The organism is Streptomyces sp. NBC_00576, assembly GCF_036345175.1.
In the GTDB taxonomy this organism is placed as follows: Bacteria; Actinomycetota; Actinomycetes; order Streptomycetales; family Streptomycetaceae; genus Streptomyces.
Map to the genome: position 1 here is coordinate 509,687 of NZ_CP107780.1, position 19,370 is coordinate 529,056.

Here is a 19,370-nt window from a genome sequence, read left to right on the forward strand (position 1 = left end):
GCGACGGTTCTCTCGGGGTGACAGGTCGGCACTACGGAAGCAGGCCCGACCGGCGGGCCGCGGTGACGGCTTCGAGGCGGGTCCTGGTGCCGAGTTTGCGCATCACCGAACGCAGGTGGCCCTTCACGGTCTCCAGGCCGATGCCGAGCCGGCGGCAGATGTCCACGTTGGTGCAGCCCGCGGCGACCGCGGCCAGGACGTCCAGTTCGCGCGGGGACAGACACGCCGCCGGCCCGCGGGTCGTCCGCTCGGAGCAGCAACCGGCCTCCAGCAGGGAACACACCTCGTGGAAGCGTTCCTTGAGGTGGCCCTCGCCGATCGTCGCCGTCAGATCCAGCAGCTCGGTGTGGACCTCGTGCACCTGTTCCAGGGCCGCCGCGTCATGGGGCGAGGCGGCGTTCGGCCCTGATCTGGCCTCCGTCAGGAGCCGGTGGGCGTGCTCGTGGGACGCGAGGAACTGCTCCAGGTCGCGTGCCGCCTCCGTCACCGCGGTCAGTACGCGGTCGCTCAGCCGTACCGCGTCACGTGACCCCACGAAGAGCGCGGCTCGTACCGTGGTACCCACGATCACGGGCGCCGCCGCCATCGCGCGCACCTCCTCCACCGCGACGAACAAGTCGTACTCATGGCTGATGTGCTGGGCCGACCGATAGTCGCTCACCGCTGCGAGCCGACGTGTCGTCAGGACATTGCCGATCAGTCCGGCGCCCGCGGGCACGGGAAACCCTCTGCATCCCGGCAACTTCACACCGCTGGTCTCACCGATCCGCAGCAACCGGGGGCCGACGACCCAGGCCGCGCCCGCGACAGGCATACCGCTGTCCCTGCGCAGCGCCAGCACCGCGGCTCGGGCGGCGGCGGCCTCTTCACTGTCTTCCGCCGGCAACATGACCGGGTTGACTCCTCACCTGGCCGACATTCGGATTCCCCCCGCCGCCAGGAAAACAGTTCTGCAAGCATCTCTCGGCGTCAAGAGCCAGAAAAGCAAAGGTAGTTGACAGCTCGTCAGGTTTTGGAGCGATCCGCCCGCACGCACGGCGAGCAGGCAGGCTTCACAAAAATCCTTTCTCCGCTCCACCCCTCATCCGGGGGTAGCTGGGGGGCACGGTTTTACCTCATGGTGGTGTTAGTGGAAGGCCGCCTCCCGACCCGGAGAACGGGATGTACGGCTGTATATGACCCTTCGAGCTGACGGGCACCGGCGGGGCCGCTTCGGCGGGCGCGCGGCGACACACGCGGGAGGTGCCGAGGAAAACAGCCTCACGAAGGCTCCTGGCTCGCTTCTCGCGACGCGCTCGGGCTCACCTCCCCCGCCGCTCGCCGCTTCCCTCGGCAACTCCCCCCTCAGAACACCCGCATCAGTGGCGGGCGCAACTCCGGCACGAAAACCCTCACAGGTAACGCACAGCGGGAGCAGACTGGGCTCCCGCGCAGACCGAGGACGCGTATGACAGTGAAACCGCCCCCCACTTCGGACGACGACCGCCAACTCAAACGGGCCATCGATGTGTTACGCCACACCACCGGCGTGGATCTCACCTTCGGTGGCGTCGTGACCAGAGGGCGGCACGCCCAGCTCACCGAGTTCGCCGGCAATTCGACGAGAGCCCTCATGGGGCTGACTCTCGGGTTCGGCATGGGGCTCGGCGGAAAAGCGGTGGCTCTGCACCGCCCCATCGCGGTCAACGACTACGCGAACTCCAGGCAGATCAGCCATCACTACGATCTCATGGTCGCCGCGGAGGGCATTCGCGCCGTCGTGGCAGCCCCCGTCGTGGTGAATCGAACCGTGCGGGCGGTGATGTACGGCGCGGTCCGCCAGTCCGTCGGGCTGGGCGACCGGACGGTGGACGCCGTCATGGACACCGCCCGCGCCCTGGAACAGAACCTGGCGGTGCGCGACGAGGTGGGGCGCCGCCTTGCCGAGCTCGACGAGCCTGCGGTGGGAGACGACCGGCCGCCGGGGGCGGTGTCCCCCCGGTGGGAAGCGGTACGCGAGGCATACGCCGACCTGCGGGTCCTCGCCCAGCACCTCACGGACACCGACCTGCGCGACCGGGTCGCCTCGCTGAGCGACAGACTGGCCGACGCCGGAGCCCCCGCGGCCCGGCGCCCCTCCGCCCCGGCCCTGTCGTCGCGAGAACTCGACGTGCTGTCCTGCGTCGCACTGGGACGGACCAACACCGACGTGGCGGACGAACTCGGCCTGCGGGCCGAAACCGTGAAGAGCTATCTGCGCAGCGCGATGCGCAGGCTGGGATGCCACTCCCGGCTGGAGGCGGTCATGACGGCCCGCCGTCTGGGCCTGCTGCCCTGAGAGCGGAATAGGCCGGCCGCGGACGAGAAGGCGGCCGAGCAGTCGTCACCGGCGCACTCTGAAGCCGCCCAGCAGCTGCTGGGCGGCTTCAGAGTGCGCCGGGAGCCTCAGTGGGCCGCGGCGGGCACCGGTCAAGAGGTGAGGGCCTCCTTGCGGAGACGCTCCAGGACGACCAGCCGGTCCTCCTGCTCGATCCGCGCGGTGGTGGAACGCTCGGGGTAGCAGCGCATGAACATGTTGGTGAAGTGCGTCCCGTAGTGGATGAACTCATCCGACTCGGGGGCGTCGAGGGGGCGGGCCACGGCCTGGAACGACGGCTCGTGGAAGTAGGCCATGGTGAATCGCTCGCGGTCGGCCAGGCGCACCTTGTGCGGGGTGGAGAGGAGAGTCCCGCCGGTGATGAACTGCATGATGTCGCCGGGGAAGACCGTGAAGACCGACGGGGCCGGGGGGACGAAGGTCCAGGGGTCCTCGTTCTCGTAGCGCCCCGCCATGGACTCCTCGGGCAGCCAGTTGCGCCCCCGGGCCTCGCCCGGGACGGGCGGCCGTATGTAGAGGCCGCCGACGTCGTCCTGGACCGCGATGACGAGCAGACCGTAGTCGGTGTGGGAGCCGATCCCGCGCTCGGAGGTGGCATCCGCCGGCGGGAAGCGCAGCACCCTCATGTGGTGCCAGCCGTCTTCGGTGAGCCGCGTGAAGTGCTCCATGTCGTCGAGGCCGAGGCCCAGCGCGGTCAGTCGGAGCAGACGGTGGCCGATGTCTCCGACGACGGCCATGTAGTCCTTCATGGCCGTTGCGTACTGATCGGACGGCCAGGGGGCGGGGCCGTGGCATGGCCACTTGTCGATGACGCGGGGGTCGTCGTCGGGAATGTCCGGGCACACGGTGAAGATCTCCGAGCCGTCCTTCTCCCCGGCCGTCTCCTCCTCACCGGATGCGACATATCCGCTGTAGGTGAGGTCGGACACGTGCTGGGCCTTCTCCTTCAGCGGGCGGCTGACGAAGGCGCGGGATGCGTCGAGGGCTCGTCCGGTGACGGCATCCTGTTCGGAAGTGGCCAGGATCTGGAAGATGCCGTCGGCCTGCCAGGCCGCGATGAGCGCTTGGCCGAGTAAGCGGTCGGCGTCGCTGCCCTCGACGGTCCGGGGCAGTTGGAAAGTCTGCAGTTCGGTCATGTCCACCACCATGAACCGGACGCACACAATCCACTACCCCCTTCTGAGGGGCCCGACAAAGCAGGCGGCCTGCGGATCCGCGCCCACGACGGCATCATGACGCGCTCAGTATCATCAGCATCCCCGCACCGGCGGGCGCTGACCCGGGAGGGGACATACAACATGATCATCTTTGGCACCAAGGGGTACCTGTACCAGCTCGCGATACTCACGCTGGTGTGCGGCCAGTGCGCAAACCCCTCCGCACACGCGCTCAGGAAACGCGTCACGAAGTTCACTCTGTTCTTCGTGCCCCTGTTCCCCTTCTCCACGAAGTACACGACCCAGTGCACCTTCTGCGGTGCCGAGCAGAAGGTGACCAAGGAGCAGGCGGAGCACCTGCAGAGCGGCGGCGCCGGTGGCCGGACGAACACGCCGCCGCAGCAGTCCTACCGGCCCTGAACAGGCGCCCCCACGGTCGTCATCGTGATCCGTGCCTGACGCGGCGAAGCAGCAGGAAGCCGGCGATCAGGAGAAGCGCCCCGAGCCCGGCCGGCCACAGCTGGGTTCCCGTGTCGGCGAGATCACCCGTGACCGCCTGCGGTTCGGGCTGCGGTTCGATCTGCGCGGCGGAATCGTCGCCGTTGCCCTCGTCCGCGGTCGCCGCGCTGCCGATCTCGCCGTCACCGCCGTCAGTCGGCGACACGGCGGCCTCGGCCCGCTGGGTGGCCGGCGGTGACGTGTAGGCCCGGGGCTCCGCTTCGACGGGCTTCGGGGGCGTGGCGCTCGCGGCGGCGCTCCCCGGGTCCGTGGTCTGCGTACTCGGGGAAGGGGAGAGGGAAGGGGAGTACGAGGGCTCTGGGGATTCGTCCTCGCTCGGCGTGTCCGTCGGGGTGTCCGTCGGATCGAGGGTCGGCTCGTCGGTCCCTCCGGACGGCGGGTCGGGAGTCGGCGCCGGGGTGTTTCCCGGGTCCTCGCCGTTCGAGGACCCGGCACCGCACTGCCGTCCGGTGTTGATGCAGTCGACCAGCTCCCGCATCAGGTTCTCGTCGAAGACGTTGATGAAGTCGCCGTGGTCCGTGACCGGCTTGTGCAGTTGTTCGGGGAAGGAGTCGACCGCGAACAGCGGGGTCGTACGGCCGCCGTCCCGCAGGCTCGGTGCGTCGACGCCGTAGACGATGCGCTGCACCAGCTGCGGTATCGCCTGGAAGCCGCCCGCGCAGTTCCCGGCGGCGTCGGCGAACGCCACGTGGGTGCGGTGGTTGGCGCTGTCGATATTCCTGCCGTCCCAGCAGCTCTGGAACCTGAAGGTGCGCACCACGTCGCTGCCCTGGGGACAGAGCGGGTACTTGTCCGTCAGCTGCCGGTCCTCGAACCCGGTGCAGCTCCAGGATGCGTTGGCGTTGGCGGTGCCGTTGACGAACGCCTTGGCGTCACCGGTGATGATGCGCAGCAGCTTGGGCATGGCCACGACCTGGCCGCGCGGATTGCCCACGAACGTCATCGTGACCTGCCGGGGCGTGACGATCTCACCGGCGTTGCCCTCGATACCGCCGCCGGGCGAGCCGGCGTCCTGCTCCTGCGTGCCGTTCTGCAGGCGCAGGACCGGCCAGAAGTAGGAGGACTTGTCGCCCTGGTCCACACAACTCGTCTGTGCGTCGGCCAGGTCCTCGTTGCTCGCGAACGCGTCGTTCGCCTGGTTGCCGACGTAGTCGTGGAAGTGGTGAGCGCCGTTGGAGACACCGGGGGCCACGATGACGTTGTCCGAGTTGAACAAGCCGTTCGCGTTCACCCCGCAGCTCGTGGCGAAGGTACCGCGGGAGGCGTTGTTCTCCGGGGACGGGTTCTGCACATTGGGCTGGACGGTGGTGATGTCCGCGAAGTCGCCGGCGACCGGGCCGTTTCCGGCCTGTCCGCCATTGCCGCCCTGTTGGTCCTGTTGGTCTTCCTGGCCGCCCTGGTCGTCGCCCTGACCGTCGCCCTGGTTCTGACCGTCCTGGCCGCCGTCGGCCTGATCACCGTTCTGGTCGCCGTTCTGGTCCTGGCCCTCCTCGGGCTGGTTGCCGGAGGCGCGGAACGCGCAGGTCGCCAGAGCCTCGAGTCCCTGGGGGCGGTCTCCTACCCGGTCGATGGCTATCGCGATCCGTTCGATGGTCGCGGCCCGCTTCTCCGTCAGCGGGTTCATGATCGCGGAATCGGCGAAGCCACTGTCCTGCTGCATCGCCTGTGTCGAGTTCTGCAGCCGCTGATAGGCCTCGGCGATCTGCTGGTCCAGGGCGGCGAGTTCCTTGTCGACCTCCGACCGGGCCTCGTCCGGTACGTCCGCCAACTGACCGCCGACATCGGGGCAGTCGATCGTGGCGGCTCCCGAGGACAGGGTCCGGTCGGTCCGGCTCTGCTGAGCCGAGTCGCCGTTCAGGCCGCCTTCGGTGGCCGAGGCGTAGACGTTCGCGACGACCAGTCCACCTCCGCCCAGCATCAGGGCGACCGCCGCAAAGGTGGCGCGGCGTGGACCTGTTGGGCGTCTGCGCGTGTTACGTCCCACGGAAGTCTCCTGCGCTGCATGGCCGGTTCGACATAGAAATGCCCCCAGCGCTATACGCGGGCGGACCCCCGGGCGTTCAAGCGCCACACGGATTCATAGGAACCTCTAAGGAAGCGGGCCACCCAGGGAGGCCCTCTGAACCCATAAGTCCACTTTATGAGTTCATAACCCCGACCCCGGTACCAGCTTAGGCTTGCCTTAGTTTAGGCTTCACTTCGAAGATCTTGTCATCGTTCGAAGGGAACCTGATCATGCCTCGCCCTCTGCGGGTGGCCATTGTCGGAGCCGGCCCCGCCGGGATCTACGCCGCCGACGCGTTGCTCAAATCCGCAGTGGCCGCGGAGCCCGGCGTGTCCATCGACCTCTTCGAGCGGATGCCGGCCCCCTTCGGTCTGATCCGGTACGGAGTCGCGCCCGACCACCCTCGCATCAAGGGCATCATCACGGCCCTGCACCAGGTGCTCGACAAGCCTCAGGTCCGCCTCTTCGGCAACGTCGACTACCCGGGCGACATCAACCTGGACGATCTGCGCGCCTTCTACGACGCGGTGATCTTCTCCACGGGCGCCACGGCCGACCGGGCGCTCGACATACCCGGCATCGAGCTGGACGGCTCGTACGGCGCCGCGGACTTCGTCTCCTGGTACGACGGACACCCGGACGTGCCGCGTACCTGGCCCCTCGACGCGGAGAAGGTCGCCGTCCTCGGGGTCGGCAACGTCGCGCTCGACGTGGCGCGTGTGCTGGCCAAGACGGCGGACGAACTGCTGCCGACCGAGATCCCGCCGAACGTCCACGAGGGGCTCAAGGCGAACAAGGCGCTCGAAGTCCACGTCTTCGGTCGCCGTGGCCCGGCGCAGGCCAAGTTCAGCCCGATGGAGCTGCGCGAGCTGGACCACTCCCCCAACATCGAGGTCATCGTCGACCCCGAGGACATCGACTACGACGACGGCTCGATCGCGACCCGGCGCGGCAACAAGCAGGCCGACATGGTCGCGAAGACGCTGGAGAACTGGGCGATCCGCGACATCGGCGACCGCCCGCACAAACTGTTCCTGCACTTCTTCGAGTCGCCGACCGAGATCCTCGGCGAGGACGGCAAGGTCGTCGGTCTGCGGACGGAACGGACCGCTCTCGACGGCACCGGAAACGTCAAGGGCACCGGCGAGTTCAAGGACTGGGACCTCGGAGCGGTCTACCGCGCGGTGGGCTACCTGTCCGACAAGCTGCCCAAGCTGCCCTGGGACGTCGAGTCGGGCACCGTCCCCGATCAGGGCGGCCGGGTGGTAGAGGAAACCGGCGAGCACCTCACCTCGATGTACGTCACCGGCTGGATCCGGCGCGGCCCCGTGGGGCTGATCGGGCACACGAAGGGCGACGCCAACGAGACCGTCGCCAATCTGCTGGACGACTACACGAACGGTCGCCTCCCCGCGCCTGTTTCGCCCGCCCCGGAGGACGTGGACGCGTTCCTCGGCGAGCGGGACGTCCGCTTCACCACGTGGGAGGGCTGGCACCGGCTGGACGCCGCGGAGAAGGCGCTGGGAGAGCCCCAGGGTCGCGAGCGCGTGAAGATCGTCGAGCGCGAGGACATGCTCCGGGCCAGCGAGGCGTAAGCAGCACCGCGGTATCAGCACCAGCGACGACTTGGCCCGGCTCGCGGGACACCGCGAGCCGGGCCTTCGTCGTCCCTCAGCTGTATTTGTCCGGGCGGCCGGCCGGAGCGGATTCGGGCGGCCGTCCGCTGTCGAGCTCCCGGCCCTGTGCACGCAGGCTGCGCAGGGCCAGCAGGAGTACGCCGATGTCGTCCAGGTAGACGGGGTCGGGCACGAGGTCGGTCGGGAGCACCAGGTAGAGAACCGCGCCCCAGAAGACCCAGCGCGGGCCGGTGGGCAGTCCCGCGCGGCGCAGATCCCGGCGGGCGCGAACCAGCCGTACCAGCAGCGTGCCCGCCACGGCCAGCGCGGCTGCCGCCAGGACCGCGACGATCAGGATCACTGTCGTGGTGGAATCCATCACCCCTCCGCCGTTCCGTGCTTCCTGCCTTTGTCCCGCCCTTACTCCCTCTCCGACTTCCCCTTCACCATGTCTTCACACCGCGGCCCCCGCACCTCTTGGGTGCAGCACATTTGAGACAGTTCGACGGAAGAGATAGTACGGACCTTATCCACTCCGGCAGATTTCCGCAGGTTGTACCGGGCTGCAAAGCGATCACGAAGAGCATGAATGAGCCAGTACTCATTAGTAATTCACAGCGAGTTGATTGTTCCGGAGCGGCGCTGCCATAATCCGCTTCCTGCCCCGCCATCACCCCGGCGGGGCCCGCACCGGAATTCACTCCGCGAAACGTCCGGATTCACGATTCCCCCACCAAGTCCGCACAAGAACGCGACTCCGGCACTTTCCGTCACCCCGGTGAGCTGGACGATCAACGGCTCAGCAGAGTTGGATGCGCGACATAATGCAGCAAAGAAGGTGCGTTTATGTCCAATTATTTCACGCGGCCGGACGGGCCGCCCGCATACAGCCCGGCGTACACCGAACCCGCACCGGGTCGGACGATACACGGCCATCCTGAATTTCAGTCATTGCGGAACGGATACCGCCGCTTTGCAGCGGTGTCGACAGCGCTCGCCGTCGGCGGGTTCCTGCTGTACGTCCTGTTGTCGAACTTCGCACCCGGAATCATGAACCAGCCACTGGCCGGTCATGTGACGCTCGGACTCGCGCTCGGGCTGGGGCAGTTCGCGGTGATGGGGGTGACCGCCTGGCGCTATGTACGGCGGATGCGCACCCACTTCGATCCGGTCGCCCGGGGGCTGCGCGCCCAGTTGGATCAGCGCCGGCCCGGGCAGCACCGTTCGGCCGAGCAAGCTGGTGTCCCGCGGAGCACGAGGGGGAACCGCACGTGGTGACCATCGGTGCCGGGGTCGTCGACCCGTTCAGTCGGCAGTTGACCTTCGTGCTCTTTCTCTCTGTCGTCGTGGTGACGTTGTTCGCCGCGCTGCTGATCGCCCCGCAACGCGACGAGGTCGCCGAGTTCTATCTCGGCAACCGCGAGATGTCGCCGCTGCGCAACGGGCTCGCGATGTGCGGGGACTACCTGTCGGCCGCGACCCTGCTGGGCAGTACCGGACTGGTCGCCCTCACCGGCTACGACGGACTGCTCTACCTGTGCGGCACGACGGTCGCCTGGATGATGGTGCTCCTGGTGATCGCCGAACCGCTGCGCAACTCCGGCAGGTTCACCTTGGGGGACACGCTGGCGCTGCGGCTGCCCAAGGGCGGACGGTCGGTCCGGCTGGCGCTCTCCATCTGCACACTGACCATCTGCTGTCTCTATCTGGTGGCCCAACTCGTGGGCAGTGTCGCCCTGTTGACCCAGTTCACCGGCGTTCCCAGCACCACCACCCGCACCCTGTGCGTCGTCGTCATCGGCACCATCGTCATCGTGTACGCCTCCCTCGGTGGTATGCCCGGCGCGACGTTCATCCAGATCGTCAAGGCCGTGATGCTCATATCCGGCATCGCCGTCACGGCCGTCATGGTGCTGCACCGCTTCGACTGGAACTTCAACGCGCTGCTGGAGGCCGCCACCGAGAACAGTGGCATCGGCCAGCGGTTCCTCGAACCCGGTCTGCGCTACGGCGCGAGCACCACCAGCAAACTCGACTTCCTCAGCCTCCAGTTGGCCATCGTGCTCGGTCTCGCCGCACTGCCCCACGTGATGATGCGGCTGCTCGCCCCGCGCTCCACCAACGTCCTGCGCTCCTCGGTCGTATGGGCGGCGGGTCTGGTCGGCTTCGTCTGTCTGGCCGCCTGCGTTCTCGGCCTGGGCGCCACCGCCCTCGTGGGCCGCGAGTCCATCGTCGACACCGACCCGAAGGGCGACGCGGCCGTCCTGCTGCTCGCGCAGTCCATCGGCGGCGGGATCCTCACCGCGCTCCTGTCCTGCCTCGCCTTTGTCACGCTCCTCGCGGTCGCGGCCGGTCTCACCCTCGCCGCCGCCTCCTCCCTAGCCCACGACCTGTACGGCGAGGTCATCCGCAAGGGGCGCGCCACCCAGGCCGAGGAACTGGGCGTGGCCCGGCTGGCCGCGGTCCTCATCGGCGTGCTGGGCATGGGGCTGGCCCTGCTGTCGTGGGAGACCAACGTCTCGACGCTCGCCTTCCTCGCCTTCGCCATCGCCGCGTCCGCCCTGCTGCCCACGCTCCTCTACAGCCTGTTCTGGCGCCGTTTCAACTCCCGGGGCGCCCTGCTCAGCCTGTGCGGAGGGCTGGCCTGCTCGGTACTGCTGGTCGTTTTCTCACCGGTGGTCTCGTCGACCTCCTCCTCCATCTATCCGTCAGCGGATTTCGCCTGGTTCCCGCTGCAGAACCCCGGCATCGTCTCCATCCCGGCGGGCTTTTTCCTCGGCTGGCTCGGCACTGTTCTGGCCCCACGCCAGGACACCTCCTCGTACGAGGAGTTCGAGGTGCGCGCGCTCATCGGAGCCGGAGCCGGAGCCGACGCCGAATAGCGTGTGCGACGGTCGGCCGCGTCAGCTCCGTACCAGTGGACGTGCCCGGGCCCAGTGCAGCAGGACCAGGGAGCAGAGCGCGGCGAGGGCGCACCAGGTCGACACGAACTCCAGTCGCCACAGAGTCCAGCACACCGGCGCGCCCACACCGGCCAGGATCCCGAACAGCAGCAGTCGGCGGTCCCCGGAGAGGAGCAGGGAGCCCACCGTGGCGAGCAGGTATCCCGCGACGACCAGTCCGGAGTGGGACAGGTGGACGGCGTACCCGACCGTGTGGCCGCGGATGTCCGCCGTCACCCGGTGGGTCGCCAGGTTGTACGCGAGTGCCGTGCTCGTCACGATGCCCGCGGCCAGCGGCAGCAGGAGGCGGTGTCTCGCGGTCCTGGGTGCCGCGTACAGGACGGCCGCCGGCACCCACAGGGCGAGGAGCGGGAGGGCGATGACGGCCCAGGCCACGGTCGCCGGACCGGGTCCGCCGTCCCCCCGCCAGACCAGGGACTCGACAATCTGGTGGGCCCCCAGGAGCACCGGCAGCGCGGCCAGCGGCAGATCACGACTACGGCCCGCGCGGGCCACCGCTGTCACGCTCACCGCGCCCACGGCGGCGACACCCACGCCCACCACCAGGTCCGCCGTCGCACTCCAGCACATCACGCCGCCACAGGGTCAGTCGTCGTATGCCCGCGCCCACAGCGGATCACGGCACGGCCGTGGCCGCACGCCGGGCGTCGACGTCTGAGGGGCAGGTCAGTCGGGGCGGTGCGCCACCACGGCGAACATCGTCACCGACATGTGCAGCGCGCCCCGCTCCGCGGCCTCGGTCAGCTCCGTGTACAGACGCTCGCGCTGCGCCTCGGTCATCAGGCCGCGCCGAACGGTCGACTCGCCCAGCATGCGGACCAACGGCCAGGGCACCGTCGTGTTGTCCTGGAGCAGTGCCTGCGAGCCCTGGTCGTCGATCACCAGCCCCGCGGCGGACAACTGGCCGAGGAGCCGGCGACCGGAGTGCGGGTTGGCCGCAGCGGCCAGGGCTCCGGCCATGAGCGCGGCCACCGCGTCGGGGTCGCCGGGGTGCAGGAGGGCGGTCGCCCAGTCCGAGTCGATGAGCGCCACACGTCCGCCGGGGCGCAGGACCCGCGCGATCTCACCGACGGCCTTGTCCGGTTCGGAGAGATGCTGCAGGACCCGTTCGCACCAGACCACGTCCACCGTGGCGTCGGGCAACGGGAGGGCGAGCGCGTCGCCGTCCAGGAAGCGGGCCCGGCTGCCGGCCGCCGCCCCCCGCTGCTCGGCGACCTCGCGCAGCGCCGGGTTCGCCTCGATGCCCAGCGCGTCGCCGGACGGTTCGACGGCCGCCGCCAGGACCAGCGTCTGCGATCCCGTGCCACTGCCCACGTCGATCACACGTTCGCCCGGCCGGGGGTCCAGCGCGCGCTGTGTCCAGGCGCGCAGCCGTCGCACGCCGGCGGCCCCGTCCTGGGCGTCCAGGCCTGCCACCAGCCGTGCGACGTCCGCCGTGGAGAAGTTGCGCGCGTGGAACTCCGAAGTGGGCCCTGTGTGGCGTGTTTCCCCCATACGGCCCACTCTATGAGTCACTTACGGCCCGAGCCACCGCTACCGAAGGATCCGCTGTTGCCGGGCGACCAGCGCGGGCGGGTCTGGTCCTGGCCGCGTTTGGTGCCGGCGGAATGGAGGTTGTGCGGATAGAGCCGCTCGCTCTCGTCCGAGGCCTGCGGGACCTCGTTGGGCTCGCGCCGCTCCCGTTCCTCGTGCACAGCCCCGGACTCCGGCAGCCTGGGCTGCTCCTCGGGCCTGGGCGGGGGCGACTCCGCCTCCTTGGTCCTCACTCCCAGCCGGACGGCCCAGATCAGCAGGGCCACCACGATCAGGCCACCCGCGAAGGCGGCGATCACATTGAGTACGTCGCTCGATGCGGCGAGTACCTGTCCCGTGTCTGCTGCTTCTGCCGTGTTCATGGCCGCCGGGTGCCCAGGAACCGGTCGGCTATTCGCACCCTGACGTGCGGAAGTGATCGCGGGCGCGGGGTACGGCCGCACCCCCGTGCCGGCCACGCCGCGCCCGCGTAGCGAACCTACGTGCGTGCGGGCACGGTGTGTATCGCGCCGATGCCCTCTTTCGTGCACCGAGCACTCACTCGTGCACGGTCACGTCCGGATGGTCCCGCTTCGCCCGCCGACGGCGGGTTCGTCGAGGTCGCCGAGTGCCAGATGGGCCAGGACGACTTCGTACAGGTCGCTGCCGCCGGCGAGGAGCTCGCGTTCCAGGACGGGTTCCGCGCTGCGTACGTGGTCGCGCACCGTCTGCGGGTGGATGCCGAGCAGCTGTGCGGTGCGTTCCGCGTTGCCCCCGGCGGCGATCCAGGTACGGACCGTCCGCCGCAGGTCCCGGGTGTCCGTGGTGAGCCGCCCGAGGAGACCGCCCGCCCACGCCAGGAGCGGGTCCGTGCGCAGCAGTTCGGTCAGTGCGGCCGGCGGGGCGCTGGGCGGGCGCGGTCCGTCCGGGACGGCGGCCTGGGTGTTCAGGGCCAGTTGGACGGCTGCTCGGGTGGTGAGGTCCGAGAAGTCGGCGTCGAGCAGCCCTTCCACGCGTTCCATCCGGGCGCGCACGGTGTTGCGGCTGACGCCGAGAATGATCGCCGTCTTCACAGCGGTGAAGGAGAATCCGAGGCGGGTGGTGGCGAGGAGTTCGGCGCGGGTGTGGTGGGGCAGGTCGTCGAGCGGGCTCAGTAGCCGGTCCGCCCAGCCGCGCAGCGCCGACGGGTTCATCAGCCGCTCGGGGTGGGTGCGTTCGGCGTACACGGCGGCTCTGTCCGGGCGGAAGCGGGCCACGGCGAGGGCGCTGACGGCCTGTCCGTACGCCGTGGCGGTCTGCACCAGGTTCTGTCGGACGCTGCCACCGAGGAAGGTGTCGGGATGTTCGCCGACGACCGAGCGCAGTTCCGCACCCGCCAGGTCGTGCCCCCGTTCGATGGGCGCCACGACGATCAGATGCTCGTCCACGGCCGGGCACCGGACGATCAACGCGTGCCCCTGGGCTGCCTCCTGGCAGTCCTCGGCGAGGTCGTCGCGTTGTGCGGCGTGGCCTTCCAGTACGTAGACGCAGGCGGAGTCGGTGTCGAACAGGCCGGGCCAGAGGCCGGCGGCGACCCGGCGGGCCGCGATGATGTCGCCCACCATCAGCAGCTGGAGGATGGCGAGTCTGAGGTCGGCGGTCGCCCGGTCGAGCCGGCGTTCGGCGCCGAGCGTCTCGCGTTCCCGCAGGAGCAGTTCGAGCACCCAGACCGTGCGGGCGACGATGTCGGTGGCACGCTGGTCGAAGGGCCGGCTGCGGGCCACCGCGAGCACGCCCTTGGTGACAGGGTGCCCGAGTCCGGCCAGCCGGACGTGGCGTCCCTGGGCGTGCACTGCTGCAGAAGCGATTCTGCCTGTGGCCACGTCCGTCACCAGGCCGTCGTCCACGGGCAGTTGGATTCCGGCGAGGAGGGTGCCGTTCATGTCCTGGAGGGACACCTCCGCCTCGATGGTGCCGGCGAGCCAGGTGGTCACCCGGCCGAGGTCGCGAGCGGCCGGCCGCAGGTGGTCGAGGAGTTCGTCCGCCCAGTCGCCGGAGGTTCCGCTACGCCTGCCTCCGGTCCTGCTGCCTGGCACGACGACTCTCCCCTGGTCAATCACGTTCACACCGCATCACGGTCCGGAATTTACCTCACAGAGGGCATAGGCTCGACGGATGGCAAGGTACTTCGACGTCCATCCCGACAACCCGCAGCCCCGCACGATCAGTCAGGTCGCCGACAGCATCCGCTCCGGTGCGCTGATCGCGTATCCGACGGACTCCTGCTTCGCGCTGGGGTCGCAGCTCGGCAGCCGTGACGGCATCGACCGGATCCGGTCGATCCGGCAGCTCGACGACCGTCACCACTTCACTCTGGTGTGCCAGAACTTCGCGCAGCTCGGTCAGTTCGTGCAGGTCGACAACGACGTGTTCCGGGCCGTGAAGGCGTCCACGCCGGGCAGTTACACGTTCATTCTCCCCGCGACCCGCGAGGTGCCGCGCAAGCTGCTGCACCCGAAGAAGCGGACCGTGGGCGTGCGCATCCCCGATCACACGGTCGCACAGGCCCTGCTGGCCGAGCTGGGCGAACCCCTGCTGTCCAGCACGCTGCTGCTGCCCGACGAGAAGGAGCCGATGACACAGGGCTGGGAGATCAAGGAGCGGCTCGACCATGTCCTGGACGCGGTCGTCGACTCCGGGGACTGCGGTACGGAGCCGACGACGGTCATCGACTTCTCCAGCGGCGAGGCCGAGATCGTGCGCCGGGGCGCGGGAGACACGTCACGGTTCGAGTGACGACTCCCTGACCTCGTACGCCCGCGCGGCCGAACCGAGTTCGTCCCGCGCGCGGGAAGCCGCTCCGACCGCCACGGCGTCGCTGCCGAGGCCGGTCCGTACGACGCTGACGGGGCGTCCGCTGACCGGCGGCTCGGCGGCGAGGGCCGTACGGACCGCCGGTTCGAGCAGGTGCCAGGCGCGGCTGACGCCGCCGCCGACCACGTAGGCGGTGACGTCCAGCAGGCCGGTGGTGATGAGAATCGCGCGGGCGAGGGCCGCCCCCGCCTCCTCGTACACGGCGGCCGCGTCGTGGTCGCCCGCGTCCGCCGCCGCCGCGACCGCCCTGGCCGTGAGCCCGGCGCGTCCGGTGCGTTCGCCGTACCGTCGCCCGATCGCGCGCCCGGAGGCGAGCGTCTCCAGGTGACCCCGGCCGCCGCAGGTGCAGGGCAGGTCGCCGAAGCCCGGTACATGGCCGATCTCACCGGCGGCGCCGTGCGGACCGCCGTACAGCGCCCCGTCCAGCCACAGCGCGCCGCCGACCCCGGTGCCCAGCGTCATGCCGAGCGCATGGGGTACGCCTGCCACGGCGCCCCTTGCCGCCTCGCCCCGCAGGAACGCGTTGACGTCGTTGTCGAGGTACGCCGGTACACCGAGCGCGGCCCGGATCGTCGCCGTCACCTCGAAGCCGGCCCAGCCGTGGAAGGAGTCACTGGCGACGAGGACGCGCCCGGCGTCCGCGTCGACGACGCCCGCCGCACCGACCCCGACGCCGAGGAGGCGGGCCGGTGTGCGGGCGAGGAGGGCGGTGAGCGCGTCCAGCGCGGTATCGGTCATCGCCTGACCGCCGTCCGCCGCCGGGGTGGGCACCTCGGCCCGGGCCATGACCGTGAGGTCGGGTGCGCACAGCACGACCTGGGTGGTCGTACCGCCGATGTCGACACCGGCGTACGCCTCGGTGGCGGGGAGGATCACGCCGTGGCCCCCGTTCGGCCGACGGCGAGGGCGGCCAGGCGTTCCGTGCGGCGACGGCGTTGCAGGACCGGGTCGGGGACAGGGACGGCGGCGATGAGGCGCCGGGTGTAGTCCGTGCCGGGGTGCAGGAGAGTCGTCGCCGTGGGCCCCTGTTCCTCGATGCGCCCGGCACGCAGCACGACCACGCGCTGCGCGAACCGCTGGACCACGGCGAGGTCGTGGGAGACGAACAGACAGGCGAAGCCCAGCTCGTCCTGGAGTTCGGCGATCACTTCGAGGACCGTCTGCTGGACGCTCACGTCGAGGGCGCTCGTCGGTTCGTCAGCCACCAGCAACCGCGGTTCGAGGACGAGCGCACGGGCGAGACTGACCCGCTGACGCTGCCCACCGGACAGTTCGCGCGGCCCGCGCCCCGCCAACTCCCTTGGCAGCCGCACCAGTTCGAGCACCTCGGCGACCCGCGCCCGGCGCTCGGCGGCCGACATGCCCCTGCGGTGGACGCGCAACGGCTCGGCGACGCATTCGCCTACGCTCATCCGCGCGTCCAGTGACGCCACCGGGTCCTGGAGGACCACGCCGACCCCGGCGAGCAGGGCGCGCCGGGCGCGTCCCCGGGCCCGGCCGAGGTCGGTGCCGAAGAGGGCGACCGAGCCGGACGCCGGCGGGACGAGGCCGAGGGCGACCCGGGCGGCCGTCGACTTGCCGGAGCCGGACTCGCCGACCAGGCCCACGGTTTCGCCGGGCGCGACGGTGAGGGAGACGTCCTGGAGGGCGCGTACGGCACGGCGGCCCCGGCCGAAGTGGACGGCGATGTCCCGGAGTTCGACCACGGGCGCGGCGGAAGTGCCGGTGGCGGCCTCGATTGCCGCCGCGGGCGGGTCTCCCGGCTCGGCGACGGTCAGTCTCGGCACCGCCGACAGCAGCCGCCGGGTGTACTCGTGGGTGGGCCGCAGCAGGACCTCCTCGACCGGTCCCGTCTCGACGATCTCGCCCTGGAGCATGACGGCGACCCGGTCGGCGAAGTCCGCGACGACACCCATGTTGTGCGTGACGAGCAGGACACCGGTGCCGGAGTCGGCGGCCAGGGCGCGCAGCAGGTCGAGGATCTCGGCCTGGACGGTGACGTCGAGGGCGGTGGTCGGTTCGTCGGCGATGAGCAGGTCGGGCGCGTTGGCGATGGCCATGGCGATGACGACGCGCTGGCGCTGCCCGCCGGACAGTTGGAAGGGGAAGACGGCGGCCCGCTGCTCGGGGTCGGGGATGCCGACACGGCGCAGGAGTTCGACGGCTTCCGCGGCGGCCTCCCTGGCGGAGAGGGAGCGGTGATTGCGTACGACCTCGGCGATCTGGGCGCCGATCCGGGTGAGCGGGTCGAGGGCGGTGGCAGGCTCCTGGAACACCATCGACGCCTGACGGCCGCGCAGGCGTGACAGGTCTGCCTCGCTGGCGCCGACGACGTCCGTGCCCCCGATCCCGACCCGGCCCCTCGCCCGGGCGTTGCCCGGCAGGAGGCCCAGGGCGGCAAGGGCGACCGTCGACTTGCCGGAGCCGGACTCGCCGACCAGGGCGAGGGTTTCGCCGGGGCGGACGAGCAGCGACACCTCGCGGACGGCGGGTACGTCGCCCGTCTCCGTGGTGAAGGTGACGTCCAGGTTCTCGATCTCCAGGATGTTCATCCACGCCCCTTGACGTCGAAGGCGTCGCGCAGCCCGTCACCGATCGCGTTGAACGCGCAGACGACGAGGATGATGGCGAGGCCCGGCGGAACGATGAGCCACCAGCGGCCCGAGTACGCGGCGGTGAGGCCGGCCGACAGCATGCCGCCCCAGTCGGTCGACGGCGGCTGGACGCCGAGGCCGAGGTAGGAGACGTAGGCGACGAGCAGGATCGCGTCGGCGACCTGGAAGGTGGCCGCGACGACGATGGTCGACACCGAGTTGGGCAGGATATGCCGGATGATCGCGCGGCCGTGGGTGCCGCCGATGGCGCGCAGCGTCAGGACGTAGTCGCGGTTCTTCAGGGTGAGCGTCTCGGCCCTGATCAGCCGGGACGGCACCAGCCAGGACACCAGACCCAGGATGACGATCAGGCCGAGGGTGTCCGGAGTGGTGATCGCCGAAACGACGAGCAGGATGAACAGGGCCGGGATGGCGATGCCCGCGTCGACGATCCGCATCATCACCGCGTCGATCCAGCCGCCCGCGTAGCCCGCGACCGCACCCCACAGCGTGCCGATGACGGTGGCGAGGATGCCGGCCGCGAGGCCGACGAGCAGGGACACCTTCCCGCCGTACATCAGCCGTCCGAGTTCGTCGTGGCCGACGGCGTCCGTGCCGAGCCAATGGGAGCCGTTCGGGGCGAGGTTGACCTGTGTGAGGTCGGTGTGGGTCTGGTCGGTGGAGTGGAGGAGCGGGCCCGCGAAGCAGAAGAGCAGGAACGCGGCGACGACCACGAGCCCGGCTACCGCGAGCCGGTTGCGGGTGAACCGGCGCAGCGGCAGACGGTATCCGGCGACCGCCTCCGCGGGTGGCGTCGTGGTCTGCAGTACGGCGCTCATGCTCGGCCTGCCTTCACTCGGGGGTCGACGAGGCGCTGCACGATGTCGGCGAGGAGGGTGCCGATGACGGTGGCGACGGAGATGACGAGGACGCAGCCGAGCAGTACCGGGTAGTCGGAGGACTGGGCCGCGCTCCAGAACAGCAGGCCCATGCCTGGGTAGTTGAAGAGCTGCTCGACGACCAGGGCGCCGCCGAAGAGGACGGGCACGTAGTAGCCGAGCATGGCGACGACGGGCGTGAGGGAGTTGCGGAACACGTGCCGCCGCAGGATGGCGCCCTGCCGTGAGCCGCCGGCGCGGGCGGTGCGGACGTAGTCCTCGGAGAGGTTCTCCAGGGTGGCGGCGCGCATGTAGCGGCTGAAGACCGCGACCATCGAGGCGGCGCCGGCGACGACCGGCAGGACGAGCGCGTCGGGCTGGGAGAGGACCTGGCCGAGGGTCTCGCCCTGGGGTGCCTGGGACGGGAACCAGGGCAGCAGTTGGGTGAACACCAGCACGAGGATCAGCCCGAGGAAGTAGACGGGCGTCGCGTAGGCGACGAAGCCGAGCGTGGTGATGACGTAGTCGACGGGCTTGTTGCGCCGGACGGCCTGCCACATGCCGAGCGGGATCGCGAGGAGCAGCCCGACGAACGCGGACAGCACGGTGAGGACGAGGGTCTTGGGCAGGCGCTGTTCGATGAGGGTGGAGACGCCCTCGTTGAGGGTGTACGAGGTGCCGAGGTCGCCGTGCAGCAGGGTGCCCAGGTAGTGGACGTACTGGACGGGCAGCGGCTGGTCGAGGCGCTGTTCGTGGTTGAAGGCGGCGATCTGCTGGGCGGTGGCCTGCGGGCCGAGGATCCCGCGTGCGGGACCCCCGGGCAGCGCGTGCAGGAGGCAGAAGACCACCACGGTCACGATGAGGATCACCGCGAGCGCCTGGAGGATCCGCCGGATCAGGTAGAGGAAGGTGTCCAT

Annotated in this window: 18 protein-coding genes; 6 read left to right on the forward strand and 12 right to left on the reverse strand. The window is 70.0% G+C overall.

Features of this window, described 5'->3' with window-relative positions:
• Window positions 1-31: 31 nt before the first annotated feature.
• Window positions 32-889 carry a helix-turn-helix transcriptional regulator gene (locus tag OG734_RS02220; RefSeq protein ID WP_330285756.1) on the reverse strand — a complete coding sequence of 286 codons (858 nt, stop codon included), beginning with the start codon at window positions 887-889 and terminating at the stop codon, window positions 32-34.
• 558 nt (window positions 890-1,447) lie between these two features.
• On the opposite strand from OG734_RS02220, the gene OG734_RS02225 reads away from it, so the two are divergent.
• Window positions 1,448-2,317: a helix-turn-helix transcriptional regulator gene (locus OG734_RS02225; RefSeq protein ID WP_330285757.1), complete on the forward strand. Its 870-nt coding sequence runs from the start codon at window positions 1,448-1,450 to the stop codon at window positions 2,315-2,317.
• A gap of 131 nt (window positions 2,318-2,448) precedes the next feature.
• Here the strand turns inward: OG734_RS02225 and OG734_RS02230 are convergent, their stop codons facing one another.
• On the reverse strand, window positions 2,449-3,492 hold the full coding sequence (locus tag OG734_RS02230; RefSeq protein WP_330285758.1) for a 2OG-Fe(II) oxygenase family protein: 1,044 nt from the start codon (window positions 3,490-3,492) through the stop codon (window positions 2,449-2,451).
• A gap of 162 nt (window positions 3,493-3,654) precedes the next feature.
• Here OG734_RS02230 and OG734_RS02235 point away from each other — a divergent pair, with 162 nt between their 5' ends.
• Window positions 3,655-3,933, forward strand: coding sequence for a zinc-ribbon domain-containing protein (locus OG734_RS02235; protein ID WP_330285759.1), 279 nt, complete (start codon window positions 3,655-3,657; stop codon window positions 3,931-3,933).
• Window positions 3,934-3,952: 19 nt separating this feature from the next.
• Here OG734_RS02235 and OG734_RS02240 read toward each other — a convergent pair whose 3' ends face one another.
• Window positions 3,953-6,016, reverse strand: coding sequence for a DUF1996 domain-containing protein (locus OG734_RS02240; protein ID WP_330285760.1), 2,064 nt, complete (start codon window positions 6,014-6,016; stop codon window positions 3,953-3,955).
• 251 nt (window positions 6,017-6,267) lie between these two features.
• Between OG734_RS02240 and OG734_RS02245 the strand changes: the two genes are divergently transcribed.
• The gene (locus OG734_RS02245; protein ID WP_330285761.1) at window positions 6,268-7,632 is read left to right on the forward strand and encodes an FAD-dependent oxidoreductase; all 1,365 of its coding nucleotides are present in this window, start codon (window positions 6,268-6,270) and stop codon (window positions 7,630-7,632) included.
• A gap of 76 nt (window positions 7,633-7,708) precedes the next feature.
• Here OG734_RS02245 and OG734_RS02250 read toward each other — a convergent pair whose 3' ends face one another.
• Complete coding sequence (locus OG734_RS02250) at window positions 7,709-8,032, reverse strand: YkvA family protein (protein WP_330285762.1); 324 nt, start codon at window positions 8,030-8,032, stop codon at window positions 7,709-7,711.
• 467 nt (window positions 8,033-8,499) lie between these two features.
• On the opposite strand from OG734_RS02250, the gene OG734_RS02255 reads away from it, so the two are divergent.
• Together OG734_RS02255 and OG734_RS02260 are read left to right on the forward strand one after the other, a co-directional pair.
• A complete protein-coding gene (locus OG734_RS02255; RefSeq protein ID WP_330285763.1) occupies window positions 8,500-8,931 on the forward strand; it encodes a DUF485 domain-containing protein in 432 nt (143 codons plus the stop codon).
• On the forward strand, window positions 8,925-10,535 hold the full coding sequence (locus OG734_RS02260) for a solute symporter family protein (protein WP_330285764.1): 1,611 nt from the start codon (window positions 8,925-8,927) through the stop codon (window positions 10,533-10,535). The genes OG734_RS02255 and OG734_RS02260 overlap by 7 nt, the downstream gene beginning before the upstream one ends.
• A gap of 21 nt (window positions 10,536-10,556) precedes the next feature.
• Here the strand turns inward: OG734_RS02260 and OG734_RS02265 are convergent, their stop codons facing one another.
• The 4 genes from OG734_RS02265 to OG734_RS02280 all read right to left on the reverse strand — a co-directional run bounded on the left by OG734_RS02265 (window position 10,557) and on the right by OG734_RS02280 (window position 14,203).
• Window positions 10,557-11,186, reverse strand: a complete 630-nt coding sequence (locus OG734_RS02265; protein ID WP_330293534.1) for a DUF6629 family protein — start codon at window positions 11,184-11,186, stop codon at window positions 10,557-10,559.
• A 96-nt stretch (window positions 11,187-11,282) separates the two neighbouring features.
• Complete coding sequence (locus OG734_RS02270; protein WP_330285765.1) at window positions 11,283-12,110, reverse strand: methyltransferase domain-containing protein; 828 nt, start codon at window positions 12,108-12,110, stop codon at window positions 11,283-11,285.
• A gap of 17 nt (window positions 12,111-12,127) precedes the next feature.
• Window positions 12,128-12,511: a DUF6479 family protein gene (locus tag OG734_RS02275; RefSeq protein ID WP_330285766.1), complete on the reverse strand. Its 384-nt coding sequence runs from the start codon at window positions 12,509-12,511 to the stop codon at window positions 12,128-12,130.
• Window positions 12,512-12,700: 189 nt separating this feature from the next.
• On the reverse strand, window positions 12,701-14,203 hold the full coding sequence (locus tag OG734_RS02280) for a helix-turn-helix domain-containing protein (protein WP_330285767.1): 1,503 nt from the start codon (window positions 14,201-14,203) through the stop codon (window positions 12,701-12,703).
• Between the two features lie 79 nt (window positions 14,204-14,282).
• On the opposite strand from OG734_RS02280, the gene OG734_RS02285 reads away from it, so the two are divergent.
• Window positions 14,283-14,903 (forward strand): L-threonylcarbamoyladenylate synthase, encoded by a 621-nt coding sequence (locus OG734_RS02285; protein WP_330285768.1) that lies wholly within the window; start codon window positions 14,283-14,285, stop codon window positions 14,901-14,903.
• Here OG734_RS02285 and OG734_RS02290 read toward each other — a convergent pair.
• The 4 genes from OG734_RS02290 to OG734_RS02305 are packed head-to-tail and all read right to left on the reverse strand — an operon-like array spanning window position 14,889 to window position 19,370.
• Window positions 14,889-15,857 (reverse strand): ROK family protein, encoded by a 969-nt coding sequence (locus tag OG734_RS02290; RefSeq protein ID WP_443064816.1) that lies wholly within the window; start codon window positions 15,855-15,857, stop codon window positions 14,889-14,891. The genes OG734_RS02285 and OG734_RS02290 overlap by 15 nt on opposite strands.
• Complete coding sequence (locus tag OG734_RS02295; protein WP_330285769.1) at window positions 15,854-17,533, reverse strand: ABC transporter ATP-binding protein; 1,680 nt, start codon at window positions 17,531-17,533, stop codon at window positions 15,854-15,856. Before OG734_RS02295 ends, OG734_RS02290 begins: the two co-directional genes overlap by 4 nt.
• The gene (locus tag OG734_RS02300; protein ID WP_330285770.1) at window positions 17,530-18,414 is read right to left on the reverse strand and encodes an ABC transporter permease; all 885 of its coding nucleotides are present in this window, start codon (window positions 18,412-18,414) and stop codon (window positions 17,530-17,532) included. Before OG734_RS02300 ends, OG734_RS02295 begins: the two co-directional genes overlap by 4 nt.
• Window positions 18,411-19,370: an ABC transporter permease gene (locus OG734_RS02305; RefSeq protein WP_330285771.1), complete on the reverse strand. Its 960-nt coding sequence runs from the start codon at window positions 19,368-19,370 to the stop codon at window positions 18,411-18,413. Before OG734_RS02305 ends, OG734_RS02300 begins: the two co-directional genes overlap by 4 nt.